Annotated in this window: 17 protein-coding genes and 1 pseudogene; 4 read left to right on the top strand and 14 right to left on the bottom strand. The window is 63.9% G+C overall.

Annotated features, from left to right (window positions below; all coding sequences use genetic code 11):
- Positions 1 to 298 precede the first annotated feature (298 nt).
- The 3 genes from QTH97_RS37130 to QTH97_RS36055 all read left to right on the top strand — a co-directional run bounded on the left by QTH97_RS37130 (position 299) and on the right by QTH97_RS36055 (position 1,764).
- A complete protein-coding gene (locus tag QTH97_RS37130) occupies positions 299 to 685 on the top strand; it encodes a putative phosphothreonine lyase domain-containing protein (protein ID WP_353655703.1) in 387 nt (128 codons plus the stop codon).
- Positions 686 to 846: 161 nt separating this feature from the next.
- Positions 847 to 1,077: a hypothetical protein gene (locus QTH97_RS36060; protein ID WP_286573528.1), complete on the top strand. Its 231-nt coding sequence runs from the start codon at positions 847 to 849 to the stop codon at positions 1,075 to 1,077.
- Between the two features lie 312 nt (positions 1,078 to 1,389).
- Entirely contained in the window at positions 1,390 to 1,764 is a 375-nt protein-coding gene (locus QTH97_RS36055) for a response regulator transcription factor (RefSeq protein WP_286573527.1), read from the top strand.
- Between the two features lie 339 nt (positions 1,765 to 2,103).
- Here the strand turns inward: QTH97_RS36055 and QTH97_RS36050 are convergent, their stop codons facing one another.
- The 5 genes from QTH97_RS36050 to QTH97_RS36030 form a co-directional block, all read right to left on the bottom strand.
- Positions 2,104 to 2,604, bottom strand: a complete 501-nt coding sequence (locus tag QTH97_RS36050; RefSeq protein ID WP_286573525.1) for a hypothetical protein — start codon at positions 2,602 to 2,604, stop codon at positions 2,104 to 2,106.
- 5 nt (positions 2,605 to 2,609) lie between these two features.
- Entirely contained in the window at positions 2,610 to 4,226 is a 1,617-nt protein-coding gene (gene tnpC / locus QTH97_RS36045; protein WP_286573523.1) for an IS66 family transposase, read from the bottom strand.
- A gap of 71 nt (positions 4,227 to 4,297) precedes the next feature.
- Positions 4,298 to 4,648: an IS66 family insertion sequence element accessory protein TnpB gene (gene tnpB / locus QTH97_RS36040; RefSeq protein ID WP_286573522.1), complete on the bottom strand. Its 351-nt coding sequence runs from the start codon at positions 4,646 to 4,648 to the stop codon at positions 4,298 to 4,300.
- Positions 4,645 to 5,049, bottom strand: a complete 405-nt coding sequence (gene tnpA / locus QTH97_RS36035; protein ID WP_286573521.1) for an IS66-like element accessory protein TnpA — start codon at positions 5,047 to 5,049, stop codon at positions 4,645 to 4,647. The genes tnpB (QTH97_RS36040) and tnpA (QTH97_RS36035) overlap by 4 nt, the downstream gene beginning before the upstream one ends.
- A gap of 302 nt (positions 5,050 to 5,351) precedes the next feature.
- A complete protein-coding gene (locus tag QTH97_RS36030) occupies positions 5,352 to 6,167 on the bottom strand; it encodes an amidohydrolase family protein (RefSeq protein ID WP_286573530.1) in 816 nt (271 codons plus the stop codon).
- Between the two features lie 559 nt (positions 6,168 to 6,726).
- Between QTH97_RS36030 and QTH97_RS36025 the strand changes: the two are divergent.
- Positions 6,727 to 7,195, top strand: a pseudogene (locus tag QTH97_RS36025) (ATP-binding protein); the annotation flags it as partial.
- Positions 7,196 to 7,269: 74 nt separating this feature from the next.
- Here the strand turns inward: QTH97_RS36025 and QTH97_RS36020 are convergent.
- The 9 genes from QTH97_RS36020 to QTH97_RS35980 all read right to left on the bottom strand — a co-directional run bounded on the left by QTH97_RS36020 (position 7,270) and on the right by QTH97_RS35980 (position 14,382).
- The gene (locus tag QTH97_RS36020; RefSeq protein ID WP_286573519.1) at positions 7,270 to 7,734 is read right to left on the bottom strand and encodes a response regulator transcription factor; all 465 of its coding nucleotides are present in this window, start codon (positions 7,732 to 7,734) and stop codon (positions 7,270 to 7,272) included.
- Positions 7,735 to 7,829: 95 nt separating this feature from the next.
- Entirely contained in the window at positions 7,830 to 8,006 is a 177-nt protein-coding gene (locus tag QTH97_RS36015) for a hypothetical protein (RefSeq protein ID WP_286573517.1), read from the bottom strand.
- 442 nt (positions 8,007 to 8,448) lie between these two features.
- A complete protein-coding gene (locus tag QTH97_RS36010) occupies positions 8,449 to 8,676 on the bottom strand; it encodes a hypothetical protein (protein ID WP_286573516.1) in 228 nt (75 codons plus the stop codon).
- Positions 8,673 to 10,265 carry an IS66 family transposase gene (gene tnpC, locus QTH97_RS36005; protein ID WP_286573514.1) on the bottom strand — a complete coding sequence of 531 codons (1,593 nt, stop codon included), beginning with the start codon at positions 10,263 to 10,265 and terminating at the stop codon, positions 8,673 to 8,675. Before tnpC (QTH97_RS36005) ends, QTH97_RS36010 begins: the two co-directional genes overlap by 4 nt.
- Positions 10,266 to 10,416: 151 nt before the next feature.
- Complete coding sequence (gene tnpB / locus QTH97_RS36000) at positions 10,417 to 10,758, bottom strand: IS66 family insertion sequence element accessory protein TnpB (protein WP_286573513.1); 342 nt, start codon at positions 10,756 to 10,758, stop codon at positions 10,417 to 10,419.
- On the bottom strand, positions 10,755 to 11,213 hold the full coding sequence (tnpA, locus tag QTH97_RS35995) for an IS66-like element accessory protein TnpA (protein WP_286573512.1): 459 nt from the start codon (positions 11,211 to 11,213) through the stop codon (positions 10,755 to 10,757). The genes tnpB (QTH97_RS36000) and tnpA (QTH97_RS35995) overlap by 4 nt, the downstream gene beginning before the upstream one ends.
- A 221-nt stretch (positions 11,214 to 11,434) precedes the next feature.
- The gene (locus QTH97_RS35990; protein WP_286573510.1) at positions 11,435 to 12,055 is read right to left on the bottom strand and encodes a carbonic anhydrase; all 621 of its coding nucleotides are present in this window, start codon (positions 12,053 to 12,055) and stop codon (positions 11,435 to 11,437) included.
- 382 nt (positions 12,056 to 12,437) lie between these two features.
- Complete coding sequence (locus QTH97_RS35985) at positions 12,438 to 13,121, bottom strand: ion channel (protein ID WP_286573508.1); 684 nt, start codon at positions 13,119 to 13,121, stop codon at positions 12,438 to 12,440.
- A gap of 151 nt (positions 13,122 to 13,272) precedes the next feature.
- Positions 13,273 to 14,382, bottom strand: a complete 1,110-nt coding sequence (locus QTH97_RS35980; protein ID WP_286573506.1) for an OmpA family protein — start codon at positions 14,380 to 14,382, stop codon at positions 13,273 to 13,275.
- Between the last annotated feature and the right edge of the window lie 737 nt (positions 14,383 to 15,119).

Below are 15,119 nucleotides of genomic sequence, written 5' to 3'. Positions count from 1 at the left end.
TCAGATCTGGCTCGAAACCTCTTCGGTCACGACACCGGAATCGCCGGTCACGTTCCCGAAATCATCGGTCACGATGCCGAAAACACCGGTCACGCTCTCCCGAAATACGCAGGACTTCGAGCTGGGCTTCGATTCAGGCTGACCAGAGGCGGATCGGAAGAAAAGTCGTCAGCCTCCCAGGCATCCAATGCACGCGGGATCAGAGTTCCGACGTGAGGCGCGCGCCCGCTAAAGCGGCGAGAAGCTGCCTTGGCGCCTCCTCTTGCCTACAAGGGACGGTGCACGCAGAATTTCGTGAATGTTAGAGAGCATCCTCATTCCGAGCATCGCACTGCAAGAGCCGTGGCTGAGCATCACGGCGCCTGGCGAGGTGTTTTCGAGCACTGAGAAATCAGGAAAATGGCTCGTGTACAGGCCCCCCGAGACGATTGACAAAGCTTGGATCCAGGTGCTTGGGCTGGTATCGACCAACGGATTGTCTTACGCGAAGGTCAGCACGCGTCAAGGCATCCTCGTTGGCTACACAGAACACGTCATTTGCGTCTACACGGGTAGCTGGCGAGCTCGCAAGGAAGTTATGCGCGTGCGAGAGGTACTGAGACATGTAGGCTTCACCGAACGCCTCCGCTATAAGCGGGATGTCGACACAATGCTTGGACGGGATCGTTTCACATACGAGGCGTAGGCCCTTCGGCGGCCGTCAGTCCAATCGAGGCAAAGGCAGTTAGGTCAGTGCGGCCATGTTGTCTGGCCGCTGCCCCGGATCGCTGCGACGATGGCGACGGCCCAATCCTTGGCCTGGTGCCGAGGGGCTAGGGCAACATCAACTCTGGAAAGGAACACACCATGACCGTGGGCGAAAGACGCAGGGCCTTGGAGTGGGCGGGAGAACTGCTGAGGGACCTCGCGTTCCAGACCGAGAGGCCGAAGCAGATCTGGGGCGGGCCGGTCCCACCAGAGCTAAAAATGCTGGCTCATCGCATCCTCAGGCACTACCGCGAACCTTGGCAACTGGATGCGGCGGTTGAGAGCGATGACCCCGTTTGTTTGTGGATCAGCAAAGAACCGCCGCGCTAGCTCGCGAAGGTCACGATCCGATGCTGCCGATCGGCAACGGTACTTTAGAGAGGGCTGCCAAGATCGGCTGATCGGTGATCAGCAGTCACGAGATGGGACCATGCGATTCTTCGGCTAAGTGCCCGTTCCGGAAATTCGACCGGTCCCAAACCGGGCATCATGCGTAGGGAGCAGGACAAGCCGGTGGTGCGTTGCACCAAAGGGCAATATGCAAAACGCTAGCCCGAAGTTAGGGTGCTGCCATTTGGGCACGCTGGAGTCGGAAGGTGGATGGCATCTACTCAATTTTGACGGCTTCAGCGCCTTGGGACCGTGAGCGAACCCACTGTATTCATCATTGACGATGACGAAGCATGTCGCGATTCGATTCGCGAGTTGGTCGTTTCAGTCGGGCTCTTAGCCAGCGTCTTCGCCTCGGCGTTTGAGTTCTTGAATGCCTTAAACCCGACATGGCGTGGCTGTCTTGTGTTGGACCTGCACATGCCTGGGATGAATGGGCTCTCGCTGCAGAAGCGCCTTCAGGAAATGAGAGTCGACCTACCGATTGTGTTTATCAGCGGCAGCGTCGACATACCAACGGCGTTCCAAGCCATCAAGGACGGCGCAGTGGAATTCCTGCAGAAGCCGTACCCTCAACAGCAGTTGGTGGACGCCATTCACAAGGCCCTACGACTGGCTCGCGCCTGACGGCGAGGTCGCGTCGAGCCCCAGATTCGGACGAATCAGACCTCGCCGGCGAACAGCGGCTACTGGCCAATTGTGTTGAAAAACTCGGAATCGGGAGGCTCGCGTTAACGATTTCGACCTATGAGCCCTTGAGTAAGTTTTTCGCGTCCCCGGCGCCCGACCGAACAGGAAATCGCGCCTGGGGCCTGCTACGCGCCTGCGAAGGCCATCGGCGAAGCGCGCACCACATGCGATTCGCAAGTGGCGCTTGGCGAGTCTTGTCCGACTATCGAGTTTTTCAACAGAATTGGGGTGAGCGTCCGGCCGATCCACCTTGACCCGGATCAGAGCCCGTGATCGTCAAGAGGTGGTCGTGGGTCCAACGAAGGCGACGCACTCGACGAGGTTGAGAGCGGCCAGCAGCAGGTATTTCTCGGCATCGGTGCGCACACGCAGCAAGTCGTGGTCGCCGAGGTATCCGTAGGCGAACGCGAGCAGATAGCGCTCGGGATGCTCGTCACAGAACTGCTGCACGACCTGATCGGCCAGCTCTCCCGGCAATCCCTCATTGAAGCGGACGCGGGCTGTCAAGCGCTGCATGCACGTCTCCTGCAAGTCCTCCGAGACGATCGGCCACGTATGGCCGCTGCGCTTCATCGCCTGGAACGTCACGAACAGGATATGCAGCGGCACCTCCAGCTCCACCATGCCCACTCCCATGCGCGACAGCGCGAGGACCGAGGCGAGCAGGTTGGGCTGCTGAGCGAAGATCTCGTCAGCCAGGCGCACCTTCTGCGCCTGGGTCATGCCGTTGACGTCGATGGCCGCCTGGACCATCACGGCCTGCGTGATCACGCCCATCTTCGTCAGCTCGGCCGCCAGCGATGCGGCAGCAGTTCATCCAGCCTATGGCTGGGATGCGCGTGGATGCGCGCCAGCACGTCGCGCAGGTACGCCCACGGATCCAGGCCGTTGAGCTTGGCGGACTGCACCAGACTCATCACCACCGCTGCGCGCTGGCCGGCCAACTCACTGCCCACGAACAGCCAATTCTTCGCGCCGAGCTTCCAGGGCTTGATCTGCCGCTCGACCAGGTTGTTGTCGATGACCACCGTGCCGTCGTCCAGGTGCAGCGTCAGCGCCTTCCAGGCATTGAGGCTGTAATCGATTGCCCCGGCGATCTTGCTGCCGTCGATCACCTGTGTGCGCTGCAGCTTCAGCCATACCTCGAACTCGTCCCACAGCGGTTTGCTCAGCTGCTGCCGCGCGTGCCGACGGTTGTCGTGATCCATCTCGGCGAAGGCCGCCTCTGCACGGTAGATCCGCGCCCAGCGCTGCAACGCTTCGGTGGCCACCGCACTGGCGCTATTGCCGCCGCGGCTGAGCTCCTCGAAGTACCGTCTGGCATGCGCGGCGCACGCCGCCGACCTGCGCTGCGGGTAGACCTTCGCGTCCAGCACGGCGTTGTAGCCCGCGTACTGGTCGGTGATCAAGGTGCCGTTCCACGGCGGCTCTGGGCACGGTGGTCCCTTGCCGGCGAGGAAGGTCATCGGATACTGCGACCCTCGGCCCAGGCAGAACTCGTAGATCACGCCCGGATGAGGGTCGTGATGGCTGCGCGCCCAGGCCCAGACGTAGGCCTTCTTCGTCTTGCCCGACCCCGGGTCCAGCAGCGGCACTGGGGTCTCGTCGACATGCAGCACCCGGCAGCTGAGGATGAAGCGCCGGTGCGCCTCGTACAGCGGCTCGAGCTTGGCGCCGCCGGCGCCGCTCCAGGCGGCCAGCGTCGAGCGCGGCGTGTGCACGCCCGAGCGCGCGTTGATCGGCTCCTGCCGGCAGTACGGCAGATGGTCCACGAAGCGGCTGATCAGCGTGTGCGCCACAAGCCCGCTGGCGGGGATACCGCCGTCCACCACGTCCGGCTCGGCCGGCTCCTGGCGGATCTGCTGGCAGCACCTGCAAGCCCACTTGCCGTAGATGTGCCGGTGCACGAAGAACTTGGCCGGGACGATGTCCAGCTTCTCGCTGATGTCCTCGCCGATGCGCTGCATGGGCCGGCCGCACTCAGGGGTCGGGCAGCTCGTGTTCTCAGGCTCGTGGCGATGCTCGACGCGCTCCAGGTGCTCGGGCAGCGCCTGGCGGCGCGGCTTGCGTGGGGGCGCCTTCGGGGTCTTGGGCGCTTCGGGCAGGCCGCGCTGCAACTCAGCCAGTTGCGCCTGCAGGCTGGCCTCGTCCTCGGCCAGAGTGTCTTGGAACAGGGCGCGCTGCTGGGCTGTCATGGCCTCGGTCCTGGCGCCGAACTTCCAGCGCTTGAGACGGGCGAGCTCGAAGTTGACCTTCTCCAGCTTGGCGTGCGCCCAAGCGATCTCGCGCGCCTGGGTCTGAACATGCTGCTGCAACCGCGTGATCAGCGCGGCCGCTTGCGGCGGCAGCTGTGCCATGTCGATTTGGAAGGCAGCGGTGTCGCCGAGCATGCTCGGCATGTTGCACGAGTCGGGACGCGCTGCACATCGGCAGATGCGATGTCAACGGCAGCGCTGGGCTGTCAGTGCCCTCACGATCGGTTGATGACGCTGAGTTCGCCCAGGCGCTGCCACGGCAGACCGACCGCGAGAGCTTCGAATTGCTGCGCGCTCAGTTGCAGCGTTGCAGCCGCCGGGACCTGCCCTGGTGGACGCTCCAGCCAGACGAAGCGTCCCGCGTGCAGGCGGCGCGTCGCGCACCACACACCGAAGCCGTCGTGCACGAGCAGCTTGATGCGCGTGGCGCGCAGGTTGGCGAACAAGTAGCCATGGTGCGCATGCGCCGCGCCGACGGTATTGACGACGATGTTGAGCAACCGGTCGGCGCCGGCGCGCATGTCCTGAGGCTGGGTGCATAGCCACAGCGTGTCGATGCGAATCAACGGACTGGCTCCTCGGCGACGCACAGCGCATCGGCCAGGGCGCGCAACTGCGCAGCGTACAGCGCGCCTGCGCTGGCAGCGCACTGGAGCTTCACGTGCAGGCCGCCGCGCTGAAGTTCGATGCGGATGTCGGGCTGCGGTGCAGGAGCGGCGATCGGCGCGGGCCGCGGCAACTCCACAGGGACGAACTGCAGGGCAGGCGCGGTGCCACCGGCCGCAGGCGCCGCGGCGCCCATGCGCTTGAGCCCGCGGCCCGTGAGCCACTTGCGCACGACGTTGGTGTTCAGGCCGTGCGCGATGGCCACGGCCGAGACCGACGCGCCGGGCTGCCGGCACTCGGCCAGGATGCGGGCCTTGAACTCGGCACTGTGGACTCGGCGATTGGAAGTATTGGGATGCATAGGCGTCCGCCAAATTTAGGTGGACGCCATCCTCGGGAGCCGCTGCGTCAGGCGCAAGGTGGGATCGCTGGACGCTCACGAATTGGGCGGATTCTGACATTGCCTGTTGGGGGGCATCTCAGGATGCATGTTTCGAACTCCATGGCGTCGTTCAGTACCCGAGCCACGGCCCCTGGCTCACGCGCGGAGCGTGCACTGGCATCCAGGCGCGGCACTGGAACGAAGGCCCCACGCCGTTGCTTCAGTTGGCGTCAGTCCACGTCAGCTTGCGCAAAGCCCCGACGCCAGCGGCGAGTGTCGAGCTAGCTATCGATCTTCGCCATCCAATCGGGCGCAGGCACGCCGTGCTTGGAATAGAAGGCTTCGACCCGTTGACGATTCGGCCGTCCCTTGGCCAGACCCAGGAAGTCGACCGCATTGCCCCCGAAAAAGGCGTTGCTCAACGTCGTCTGTCGAATCCGTGCGTCGGGCTGCAGCGCCTCGACTTTGCGCATCACGTCCATGAACGCTGACAGATATCGCTCGACGTTCTCCTGGGAAAGGATCATCGTCCAGTCGCTCCCGTACATCAGGCGCTCGCGCAAAATGTGGTTCGCCGACGCGGCGTACAGTTTGGCGAGCGCATCCCGCATCCTCCCTTGGTTCAACAAGACCCCGGCATAGAACCCGCTGTCCGCGAAAGCCGCCGACCCATTGGAGCCCGGCTGGGAGCTGAAGAGTTTAAGGAACTCCCGCGTTCGCGTTCCATCGTCCTCGACATCCGTATCTCCGAAGTGCCCAAAGCTCACGCGAAGCCCCTTGAACTTCTCGAGCGCGATCGCCCAGTACGCACTGCCGGCCAGGTTCATGAAGTCGTCGTTGGGTCCGTTTGAGTGATTGGTGTGCGCCATCACCGGCACGTCGTTGTTCAAGCAGTAACGGAAAATTGCCTCCATGGCGCTGTCCAGTCGTTTGCCAAAGCCTGGCTCGGAAGCCGCCGGTGGCAGCCCCGGCTTTCCCTGCCAGACAGACACGCCGGCATTGCCATACGGCGCGAACCCCATGGGTGGGTACAACTTGACGCCGATGGACCCCTCTGTCTCGATTGCACGCTTCACCAACCGGAGCGAGTCACCCATTCCGTCGGAACCGGGCGTCATCGCCTCCCTGAAGGGACAGAAGGGCACGAATCCGTGCACCCTGCCTGCAAGCAGGATGGAGACCTCGCGCATCACGCTCACTTGATCCTGCAACGAGGTCGGCGTCGCCTTTCCTTTTGCCAACCACCAGTCGTAGTCCACGAGGCTGGCCACGACAAGGTCAATCTTGTGCGCTGACCCAGTGGAGTAGGTCGTGAGGTAGTCAATCGCGTTGACGTGCCGATGGTTGTAGTTGTGCAAGAGGAACTGGATGTAGCCTAGGGGCGTCGGATGACTGCCCAGAATGGTCGCGCCATTCCTGCTCTGGCGCTCGAAGTCCTTGTAGTCGGCGGGAAGCGCGTCGATTGCCGCCCCCAGACCGCCCGGCGTATCTTTCGGTCCCAGAATTGCGGCGCCGGCCGGCGCCTGATACAGCGTCTGTGACGCAGCCTGGAGTTGGGACCGTCCGATGCCATACCCCTCTCGAAACGCCTCCAAAGCGGCCGAGCGCAGTTGCTCGTTCCCTTCGCAGTTCTTTAGGGCGCCGGCGTAGCGCGCGATGGCCCAAGGCCACAACCTTCTGGCCTTCGGACCTCCCGGCGTCGGCAAGACCCATCTCATTGCCGGTATCGGCCATGCGCTGATCGATCACGGCTACAAGGTGCTCTTCGTGCGAACGAGCGAGTTGGTACAAAGGCTGCAAGCCGCTCGCAGGGACCTGCGTCTGCCAGGCGAACTGGCCAAGCTTGATCGCTCCGACTTGCTCATCTTGGACGAGTTGAGCTACGCGCGCCGGGACCAGGCGGAGCGAGCTGATTACCGAGCGCTACGAGCGCAGGAGCATCGCCATCACGGCCAACGCACCGTTCTCGGCGTGGGACGAAGTGTTCCCGGACAAGGCCATGACCGTGGCCGCCGTGGACCGTCTGGTGCATCACGCAATGATCCTGGAGATGAACGTGGACAGCTACCGACGCCGCGCTGCGTTGCCGGCTCGCCGGCAACGCAGCGCAACTCCTACTCAATGATCAAGCTCGACCGCACCGCTCAAGATAATTGACGCTGACCGCTCGAAATAGTTGACGCCGGGCACTGTCACCCGTCATCTGCTGCGCGGCGCCCCCACACGGCTCACGGACGCATGGCGGTCGTGGCTCTTAGATCTGTCGGTGGCATCGGGCGCGGTATCGCCATTTTGAACGTTGACTCCTGTCTCGACCGACGCGCCGCCAGGCGGGGCGTCGGAGTCCAAGATCGCGAAGGCGTGAACCAGATCGGGCACGGAATCGACGACCAGCTTCTTCAATGCCGACTTTCGATAGCTCTTAACGGTGCGCTCGGCAGCGCCGAGCTTTTCTGCGATGTCCCTGTTGCGATAGCCTTCGCTGACAGATCGCGCGACCACCTGTTCCTGATAGGTCAGGCACGCATATCGTTCTCTCAGGAACGCAATTCTGGACGCTCTCGTGCGTTGCCTTCGCCCGCGCACTACAGCCGTCTCGATGGCCTCGCGCAGCATCTGTTCCGCAACGGGCTTGATCAGGAAATCCGAGACGCCAACCTTCATCGCGGCGATGATGTCGGCAGGGCTCGGGCGCGTCGCGAGGACGACCGCAGCGACTCCCCGGGCGGCCGCACGCGCCAGGATGCCGGGCAGCGCGGTCAGGTTTTCGCATCGATGTCGACGAGCACGCAGCCGCCCTTGGGATCCACTTCCGCTTCTTCGGGCGCGAACGCGTCGAGATTCTGGCAAACGTGAACACGATGCCCCTCCCGGCGAAGCGATCGCGAGAGCCGACTCGAAAGTGCAGTCGGGCCCATCAATTGCACGCTAGCCATCACCCGCTCCAAGAAAAGAAATCCACCGGTGCAGGCGCCGGGACCCCGCGGCCTATTGCCGTCGCAAGTCGGGATCATCTGACATCGGGTCGAAGTTGGCATCGCAAATGAGCGTGGTACTGGTCCGGGTCAGTCAGGCCATGTTCCCTTTTCGGGGCGATCGGGCTTCCAGGTACTTGTTGTGCAAATCGGTGCGCGGAGCCACGATTACTCATTTGAAATCAGTGACCAACGTGGAATCCAGCTTCTCGGACCGGACCACTTTCGCAAGTCCTTGTCCCACAACGATCTTTCGCCTCAAGCGCACTGATTTTCACGGAAAGTACGACCACGCCAGGTTGCACTCCGCCTGCTCCGTAGTCGCTACGTTCAGGGGTGCGTCCACTTCGCCGAGCAAAAGAGCTGTGAGCGTCTTGCCGTCCCACCTTGACCGAGGCGCTGCTCACTCCGCGGGATCGTTGATCTCGTCGATGACTGTTCCGTCCTCGTAGAACTTGGCGATGGCCTTGTCCAGCCGCTTGAGCAGCGCGTTGAGAGTCTCGCCTTCGCGCCTGACGAGCATGGCCATCGCATTGTGATCATCGGCGGCAGTGGCTGCGCACTGGATCGATCCGATCGCACCGATCGTGATGTCGCCGCCGTCGTCGATCAGTGCCTCGATGTTCTTCATGTGGACGTTGGCTCGCTGAGTTCGCGGACGCGCCAGCGGTGGGGCAGCAACTCCTCGATCCGGCTGTTCAAGTGGGTCGGCAGCCTCGCGAGGACGTCGCGCAGGTATTGCCAAGGATCGTGTCCATTGAGCTTGGCCGACTGAACCAGGCTCATCACCACCGCAGCGCGCTGGCCGGCGAGTGCGCTCCCGGCGAAGAGCCAGTTCTTGCGCCCCATCTGCCAGGGCTTGATCTGCCGCTCCAGGAAGTTGTTGTCCATCGGGACTTCGCCGTCGTCGAGATGACGGGTGAGTTGCTCCCAGTGGTTGAGGCTGTAATCGATCGCCGCTGCGATGCTGCTCCCGTCGGGCACGCGGCGCCGCTCGAGTTCGAGCCACAGCTTGAACTCCTCCCATAGCGGCTTGATCAATTTCTGCCGCCCTTCATGTCGATGGTCCGCAGGCATTCCTGCGAAGTTTCCTTCGACGTGGTAGATCTGGGCCAAACGCTTGATCGCCGCCTCGGCCACCGGACTCGTTCCAGCCTTGGCCAGCTCGTCGTACTTGCGTCGGGCATGCACGACGCAGCCTGCGGCCACGCGCTTGGGGTACACACGGGTATCCATGGCGGTGTCGTAGCCGGCGTACTGGTCCGTCAGCAGCGTGCCGCTCCACGCGCCATCCTCGCCGCTGAGGAACGCGACCGGGTACTGGCCGCCACGGCCCAGGCAGAACTCGAAGATCACGCCGCGCTGCGCATCGAGTTCGCCGCGCGCATAGGCCCAGACGTAGGCCCTGCGGGTCTTGCCCGCTCCGGGATCGAGCAGAGCCACCGGCGTCTCGTCGGCGTGCAGAACCCGAGCGCCGAGCACGAAGCGCTTGAGCGCGTCGTACAGCGGCTCCAGCGCCGCCCCGGCATATCCTGCCCAGGCCGCCAGCGTGGAGCGCGGCGTGTGCACGCCCGAGCGCGCGTTGACCGCCTCCTGCCTGTAGTACGGCAGGTGGTCCACGAAGCGGCTGATCAACGTGTGCGCCACGAGTCCGCTGGCCGGGATGCCGCCGTCCACGATCTCGGGGGCGGCCGGCTCCTGCTTCAGGCTCTGGCAGCAGCGGCACGCCCACTTGCCGTAGATGTGCCGGTGCACGAAGAATTCCGCCGGCACGATGTCCAGCCGCTCGCTGATGTCTTCTCCCACGCGCACCATGGGCCTCCCGCAGCCGCAACTCGTGTCCTCGGGCTCATGGCGGTGCTCTACGCGCCGCAGGTGCTGCGGCAACGCCTCGCGACGCGGTTTGCGTGGCGGGGCCTTGGGCGCCTTCGGCGTCTCGGGCAGGCTACTGGCCTGCAGTGCCGCCAACTGCGCTTGCAGGCTTGCCTCGTCCTCCGCGACCGTGTCCTGGAAGAGCTGGCGCTGCTCGGCGGTCATCGCCTCGGACTTGGCGCCGAACTTCCAGCGCTTGAGCCGCGCGAGCTCGAAGTTGATCTTCTCGATCTTCGCTTGCCGCAGTGCGAGTTCGCGGTCCTTGCGCTCCAGCAAGGCTTGCTGCTGCGCGAGTTCGCGGGCGCGCTCGGCAAGCTGCAGGTCCTGCTGCTCGAGTCGTTGCTGCATCTGCGCGATCAGCACGGCAGCCTCAGGGGGCAGTTGGGCAAGGTCTACGGGGAGAGAACCTTGCGTGCCATGCATGCGTAGCATGGTGCCAGAGCGGCGTGCCTCGCACCACTGGCATAAGCGCTGTCAACCGACGCGGACACGCCAGAGGTCACATGCGCGTGATGACGTTCATCTCGGGCAGCCGCTCCCATGGCAGGCCGACCACCAGGGCGTCGAATTGCGCTCTCGTGAGTTCCAGCGACACTGTCGCTGTCGCTGTCGCTGACGGCCAGACGAAGCGCCCGGCGTTCAGTCGCCGCGAAGCGCACCACACGCCGAAGCCGTCGTGCACGATGAGCTTGATGCGCGTGGCGCGCGCATTCGCGAAGAGGTACCCGTGATGGGCGTGTGCGGCTCCCAGCGTCGAGACGACCGCGGCCAGGAGGCGCTCGGCGCCCGCGCGCATGTCCAGAGGCTGCGCGCACAACCACACCTTGTCGATGCGGATCACTTCAGCGCCGCAGCCACTTCGCCCAGCCAGGCCGCGCAATGCGCCGCCTGCGAGCCGGGCCATTGCACTGTCAGGCGAGTCGCGCCGCGCTGCAGTTCGATGTGGATGGCGGCCTCGGCGCTTGTGCGATCCGCGTCGGGGTGGCCGACGGAAGCCGCGACCTCGGCAGCGGGTGAAGCCAGTTCCACCGGCACGAAGCGCAGTGCCTGCGGCGGTGTCGATGTGGGCGGTATCGTCGGCTCGACAGGCGCTCGTGGCGCCACCGTACGTGGCGCCGAGAGGCCCGTGCGCTTCAAGCCTTTGCCGACGAGCCACTTGCGAACCAGGTTGACGTTGAGCCCGTGCGCAAGCGACACCGCCGCGACGGAGACGCCGGGCTGCTGACATTCGGCGATGACCGCCGCCTTGAACTCCGCAGCGTGCCTGCGCCGAAGCTTCTGTGCATTGGGATTCATTGGTGCCCACCAATTCAAATAGGTGGGCACCATCCTCACGGTCCCATCACGGCGCAGCAAGATGGAATAGCGAGACGCTCACAAAGAGCTTGCTCGAGGAGACACTGGACACCGATCTGGCCGCTGTCGCTGCGGAGATCGAAGCAGGCAGCGCGTCTCCCGCTGAGTAACAACAACCCAAGCGGGAGAGGCGGCTACCCGCAGAGCAGGCGGTTCCCGTGCTAGTCGCCGGGCTCTAGGAAACGGACGCGGCCCGTCTCCAACTCGTACACGGCGCCAATCAGCTTCATCAGGGCTTCGCGCTCTCGCGCCCGGGCCTCAGGGGTATTGCGCAAGGTCTGGACGGTGTACCGTACGTTCGCTTCCACGGCTTGATGCAGCAGCATTGCGGGAGGCTGCGAGTCGTCGAGCCCGTCGAGGGCGGGCACAATGTTTTCCAGCAGGACCTCGATCCTGTTCTTCTGCCGGGCGCCGTGGAACCGGGAAGCGAGGGCAGCCTCCACCGCGCCACAACCTTCGTGTCCCAACACGATGAAGAGTGGCGTTTGCAGATGCGAGCCCGCGTACTGCAGCGTGCCTAGGACGCTCGGCCCAAGGACGTTGCCCGCCACTCGGACGACGAACAACTCGCCGAAGGAGGCGTCGAACACGAGTTCGGGCGGCACGCGGCTGTCGCTGCAACCCAGGATGGTGGCAAACGGTTGTTGGCCCTTGGCGAGCTCAGCCAGGATCTCTTTCTGGACCGTGGGAAAGCGCGCACGGCCCTGGACGAAACGCTCGTTCCCCTCCCGCAGACGGGTGAGTGCCTCTGCAGCAGTACAAGGTGGAGAAAAGGTTTCCATTGGCGAAGCACCGACGACAGGCCCGACCATAGGGGCAGCGGCAGACACGTGTCAATTAGGGCGTCTCTCTTTCGGGGCCACGCTCGCTCGCCCACAATAGTCACCGGCGTACGAGCTTCGCCTTCAGAGATGCTCCAATCGGCCTTCGAGTTTGCGCGGTACAACGCTGCTGCGGCATCTAAAACGGCGGTGTCGGGCTAGAAAGCGTGGTCAAGGACGACCTCGACGGCTTGATCGGGCACTGCGCGATGAGCGTGGCGGCGCCCGTCGCCGCACGCTGTAATTCAACGAGCCGAAGGCACCGAAAGGTGGGTCGTGTGCGCGCATCTTGGCACGGGATCCCCTCTCAGGGTGGACCAGGAACACGAAATCTTGGACGCCACTACATTCCGGAATCCTCTCTGCGCGGAGGGTAGACGCCGGCCAGGCGGGCGATCAGGATCGCAAGGAAGAGGCCCCCCACAAGCTGCTCGAGCACGCACAGCCCGCGCGCGTACCGCTGTACGGGTACGGCGTCCCCGAAGCCGGTGCTGGTCAGTACGGTGAAACTGAAATACACCAAGTCGCCGATCGGCGGCGAAATGACGGCACCGCCGAACGCGAACGACCCTGGCTGAATATGGTTCGCCATCGCGTAGAGATACGCCCACAACGCGCCGAGCATCAGGTAGGCGGCCGCGGCGCCGTAGAGCTTGTCAGCCGTCATGACGTCATGCTGAAAGACGTAGCGCAGCAAGTATCCGATCGTTGCCGCGTAAAGCGCGGCGCCAAACATCCAGGAGTGCAGGAGAAACCGCGAGTTGCTTCCATCTATCGCGAGCAGTTGAAAGACCAGGGCCGGAGTCGCCAGGAGAATCGCGATCACGAACGACAACTGGGTGCGCCCTATCGCGGCGACCGCTGCGATCACGACGAGAAGGTTGCCGCCGTTTAGCATGATCCGCCCGCGCGGCGTGGGCTCGAGCAGCAGCATCGCCATGATGAGCGCGAGCATCGCGACGAAGAGATAGAAGCAGCGCTGGTAGAACACCTGCGCGAGAGTCGAGCGCGCCCGGCCGATTGTCATTTGCCCGCCCCTAGTATCCCGTGGCATAGGGCGCCCGCGTTTCGTCGCGGCGTCCTCCCCGCGCCATAACAGGCGAAGCCAACGGGTTCACTTTCCGTCGCTCTTGAGTGATCCCCAGGCTCCTCTGCAGATCACTCAAGCTCGCGCACCCTTAGCCGGGCTGCTCGCCTGAGGCCCGGATGTCTACGCGACGGTTCGGCTCGAAGCAGGCGATGAGCGCAGTGCGATTCCTGGCCTTGCCCTGAGCCCTGCAATCGGCTTCAGTGATCTTCAGCTCCGAGAAGCCGCGGCCTTCGGTCGTGATGATGTTGGCCGGCACGCCTTGGGCGACCAGGTAGTCGCGCACCGAGTTGGCCCGCGCCAAAGACAGGCGCTGGTTGAATTCGGCGCTGCCGATCGGGTCGGTGTGCCCGACGATGGCGATCGAGCGCAGCCGGATGCCCGAGGACTTGAGCTCCGCGAGTGTGTTGTCGATGCGGGTGCGCCCAGCAGGCGTCAAGTCGGACTTGGCGAACGCGAACGTGCCGTCGGCCTTGAGCTCAAAGGCGCGCGCCGCCGGGGGCGGCGGCGGTGGTGGCGGCGTTGCCGCCCGTGGGGCCGGCGGCGGAGCTGCCTGCGCCACCTGTGGGGCGGCCCCGAAGGGAATCTGCAGACCCACCGAGAACAGCCAGTCGTTCATGCTCTGCCGAGTTGCAGTCCGGCTGTTGTTGGCGTTGTCGACATAGCGGTAGCGCGCGTCGGCTACCAAGCGGCCCCAGGAGGAGAACGGCCAGACTACGCCGACACCCGCGTTGGCCATGAAACTCGAGTGGCTGTCGTTGATGCCGAATGCCCTTTCCACCTTGTTGTCGATGGCACCGATGCCGCCCACGAGATAGGGGTGCACGCTGCTCGATGTCCAGCGGTTGACGCCCTGGCGGCCCAGGAAGAACCACTGCGCGTCGAGCGTGCCGCTCCAGTTCTTGTATTTGTCAGTGCTGTTGAAGACGCCAAAGGCGGTGCCAAACTTGCCATCGAGCTCCTCGTACATCGCGCGCAACTCGATGTTCCAGTTGGGGCTGATTGGCTTGCCGATGGATACGCCTCCGCCCCAACCGTTGTCGGCGTTGCGGTCGCCGTCCGGATGGACGTAGGCGCCAAAGGGCGTGATGTACCACCTGTTGTCGTAGTACTGGTCCGCTGCGAAAGTGGTCTGCGCAAGGCAGGCACCATACGGGAGAGCAATCGCGCAGCAAGCTGCGAAGGTGCGACGATCAAACATGGAAGCCTCCTCACGGAGTTTTTGGAGGTGGTCAGTGTTTGTGTGACTTTCGATCGAGGCCAATATGCCGAAGGACAGATGGGCAAGCCGCGAAATCGGCGTATGCGCCTGACGTAGGCGCCGAGCAAGTGATGTATCAACGGCTGTCGTCGTACTGCCCGGCGGTGAGCGTGGTCCGGGCGGACAGGCCGCCATACGGGAGCGGAAACGAGGAAGTGGCAAGCCGCGAGCGGTAAGGGCGCGGCGGTCGAACCTGGAACCTCCTCGCAGCCTGGGCAAGTTCAGGGGTCGGTGTACCGGTGGGCGCAATAGCGTTCAGTTTCAATTGATACAGACTTTGGGGGTTGCGCGAGTTGCGCTTCAGCAACGACGGGTGGGTTCCACAGCGAGGCTACGTGGAGAAAGGCACCGGGAAAGCGATAAGCGGCAGGCGTGGTGCGCGCCGATGTCTTAAGTAGAAGACGTCGCGCGCCCTCGGAATGACGTCAAACGACTCCAAGACTTGCTTTGACTGACAAACGTCAATGCGCGGATTTGCGAGGGTAAGACAATTGCTGTTCGCGCCTTTTCGCCCAAACAAGCGTCAAGTGCGTCTCACTGCTCCTCTTCGAGATCGTCGTGACACCTCTAGCAGGCTGCTGAAGTACCAGGCGCGCCGAAGTCATCCTGCGCACTGAAGGCGGCGGTTGTGTGATTTCGACGTTCCAGGGTCGCTGTCGGCGCTGTTTTCCCGCTTC

Source organism: Variovorax gracilis (assembly GCF_030317115.1).
Lineage (GTDB): Bacteria > Pseudomonadota > Gammaproteobacteria > Burkholderiales > Burkholderiaceae_C > Variovorax > Variovorax gracilis.
This window is presented reverse-complemented; position numbering and strand designations above follow the sequence as displayed.

Coding starts and splice junctions, on each gene's coding strand:
- QTH97_RS35990 (WP_286573510.1), bottom strand. CDS start 12,055: ATGGAAACCTTTTCTCCACCTTGTACTGCTGCAGAGGCACTCACCCGT.
- QTH97_RS36015 (WP_286573517.1), bottom strand. CDS start 8,006: ATGGCTAGCGTGCAATTGATGGGCCCGACTGCACTTTCGAGTCGGCTC.
- QTH97_RS37130 (WP_353655703.1), top strand. CDS start 299: ATGTTAGAGAGCATCCTCATTCCGAGCATCGCACTGCAAGAGCCGTGG.
- QTH97_RS36010 (WP_286573516.1), bottom strand. CDS start 8,676: ATGAAGAACATCGAGGCACTGATCGACGACGGCGGCGACATCACGATC.
- tnpC (WP_286573514.1), bottom strand. CDS start 10,265: ATGCAGCAACGACTCGAGCAGCAGGACCTGCAGCTTGCCGAGCGCGCC.
- QTH97_RS36050 (WP_286573525.1), bottom strand. CDS start 2,604: ATGGGCGTGATCACGCAGGCCGTGATGGTCCAGGCGGCCATCGACGTC.
- tnpA (WP_286573512.1), bottom strand. CDS start 11,213: ATGAATCCCAATGCACAGAAGCTTCGGCGCAGGCACGCTGCGGAGTTC.
- QTH97_RS36030 (WP_286573530.1), bottom strand. CDS start 6,167: ATGGGTGACTCGCTCCGGTTGGTGAAGCGTGCAATCGAGACAGAGGGG.
- tnpC (WP_286573523.1), bottom strand. CDS start 4,226: ATGCCGAGCATGCTCGGCGACACCGCTGCCTTCCAAATCGACATGGCA.
- QTH97_RS35985 (WP_286573508.1), bottom strand. CDS start 13,121: ATGACAATCGGCCGGGCGCGCTCGACTCTCGCGCAGGTGTTCTACCAG.
- tnpA (WP_286573521.1), bottom strand. CDS start 5,049: ATGCATCCCAATACTTCCAATCGCCGAGTCCACAGTGCCGAGTTCAAG.
- QTH97_RS36020 (WP_286573519.1), bottom strand. CDS start 7,734: ATGAAGGTTGGCGTCTCGGATTTCCTGATCAAGCCCGTTGCGGAACAG.
- QTH97_RS35980 (WP_286573506.1), bottom strand. CDS start 14,382: ATGTTTGATCGTCGCACCTTCGCAGCTTGCTGCGCGATTGCTCTCCCG.
- QTH97_RS36060 (WP_286573528.1), top strand. CDS start 847: ATGACCGTGGGCGAAAGACGCAGGGCCTTGGAGTGGGCGGGAGAACTG.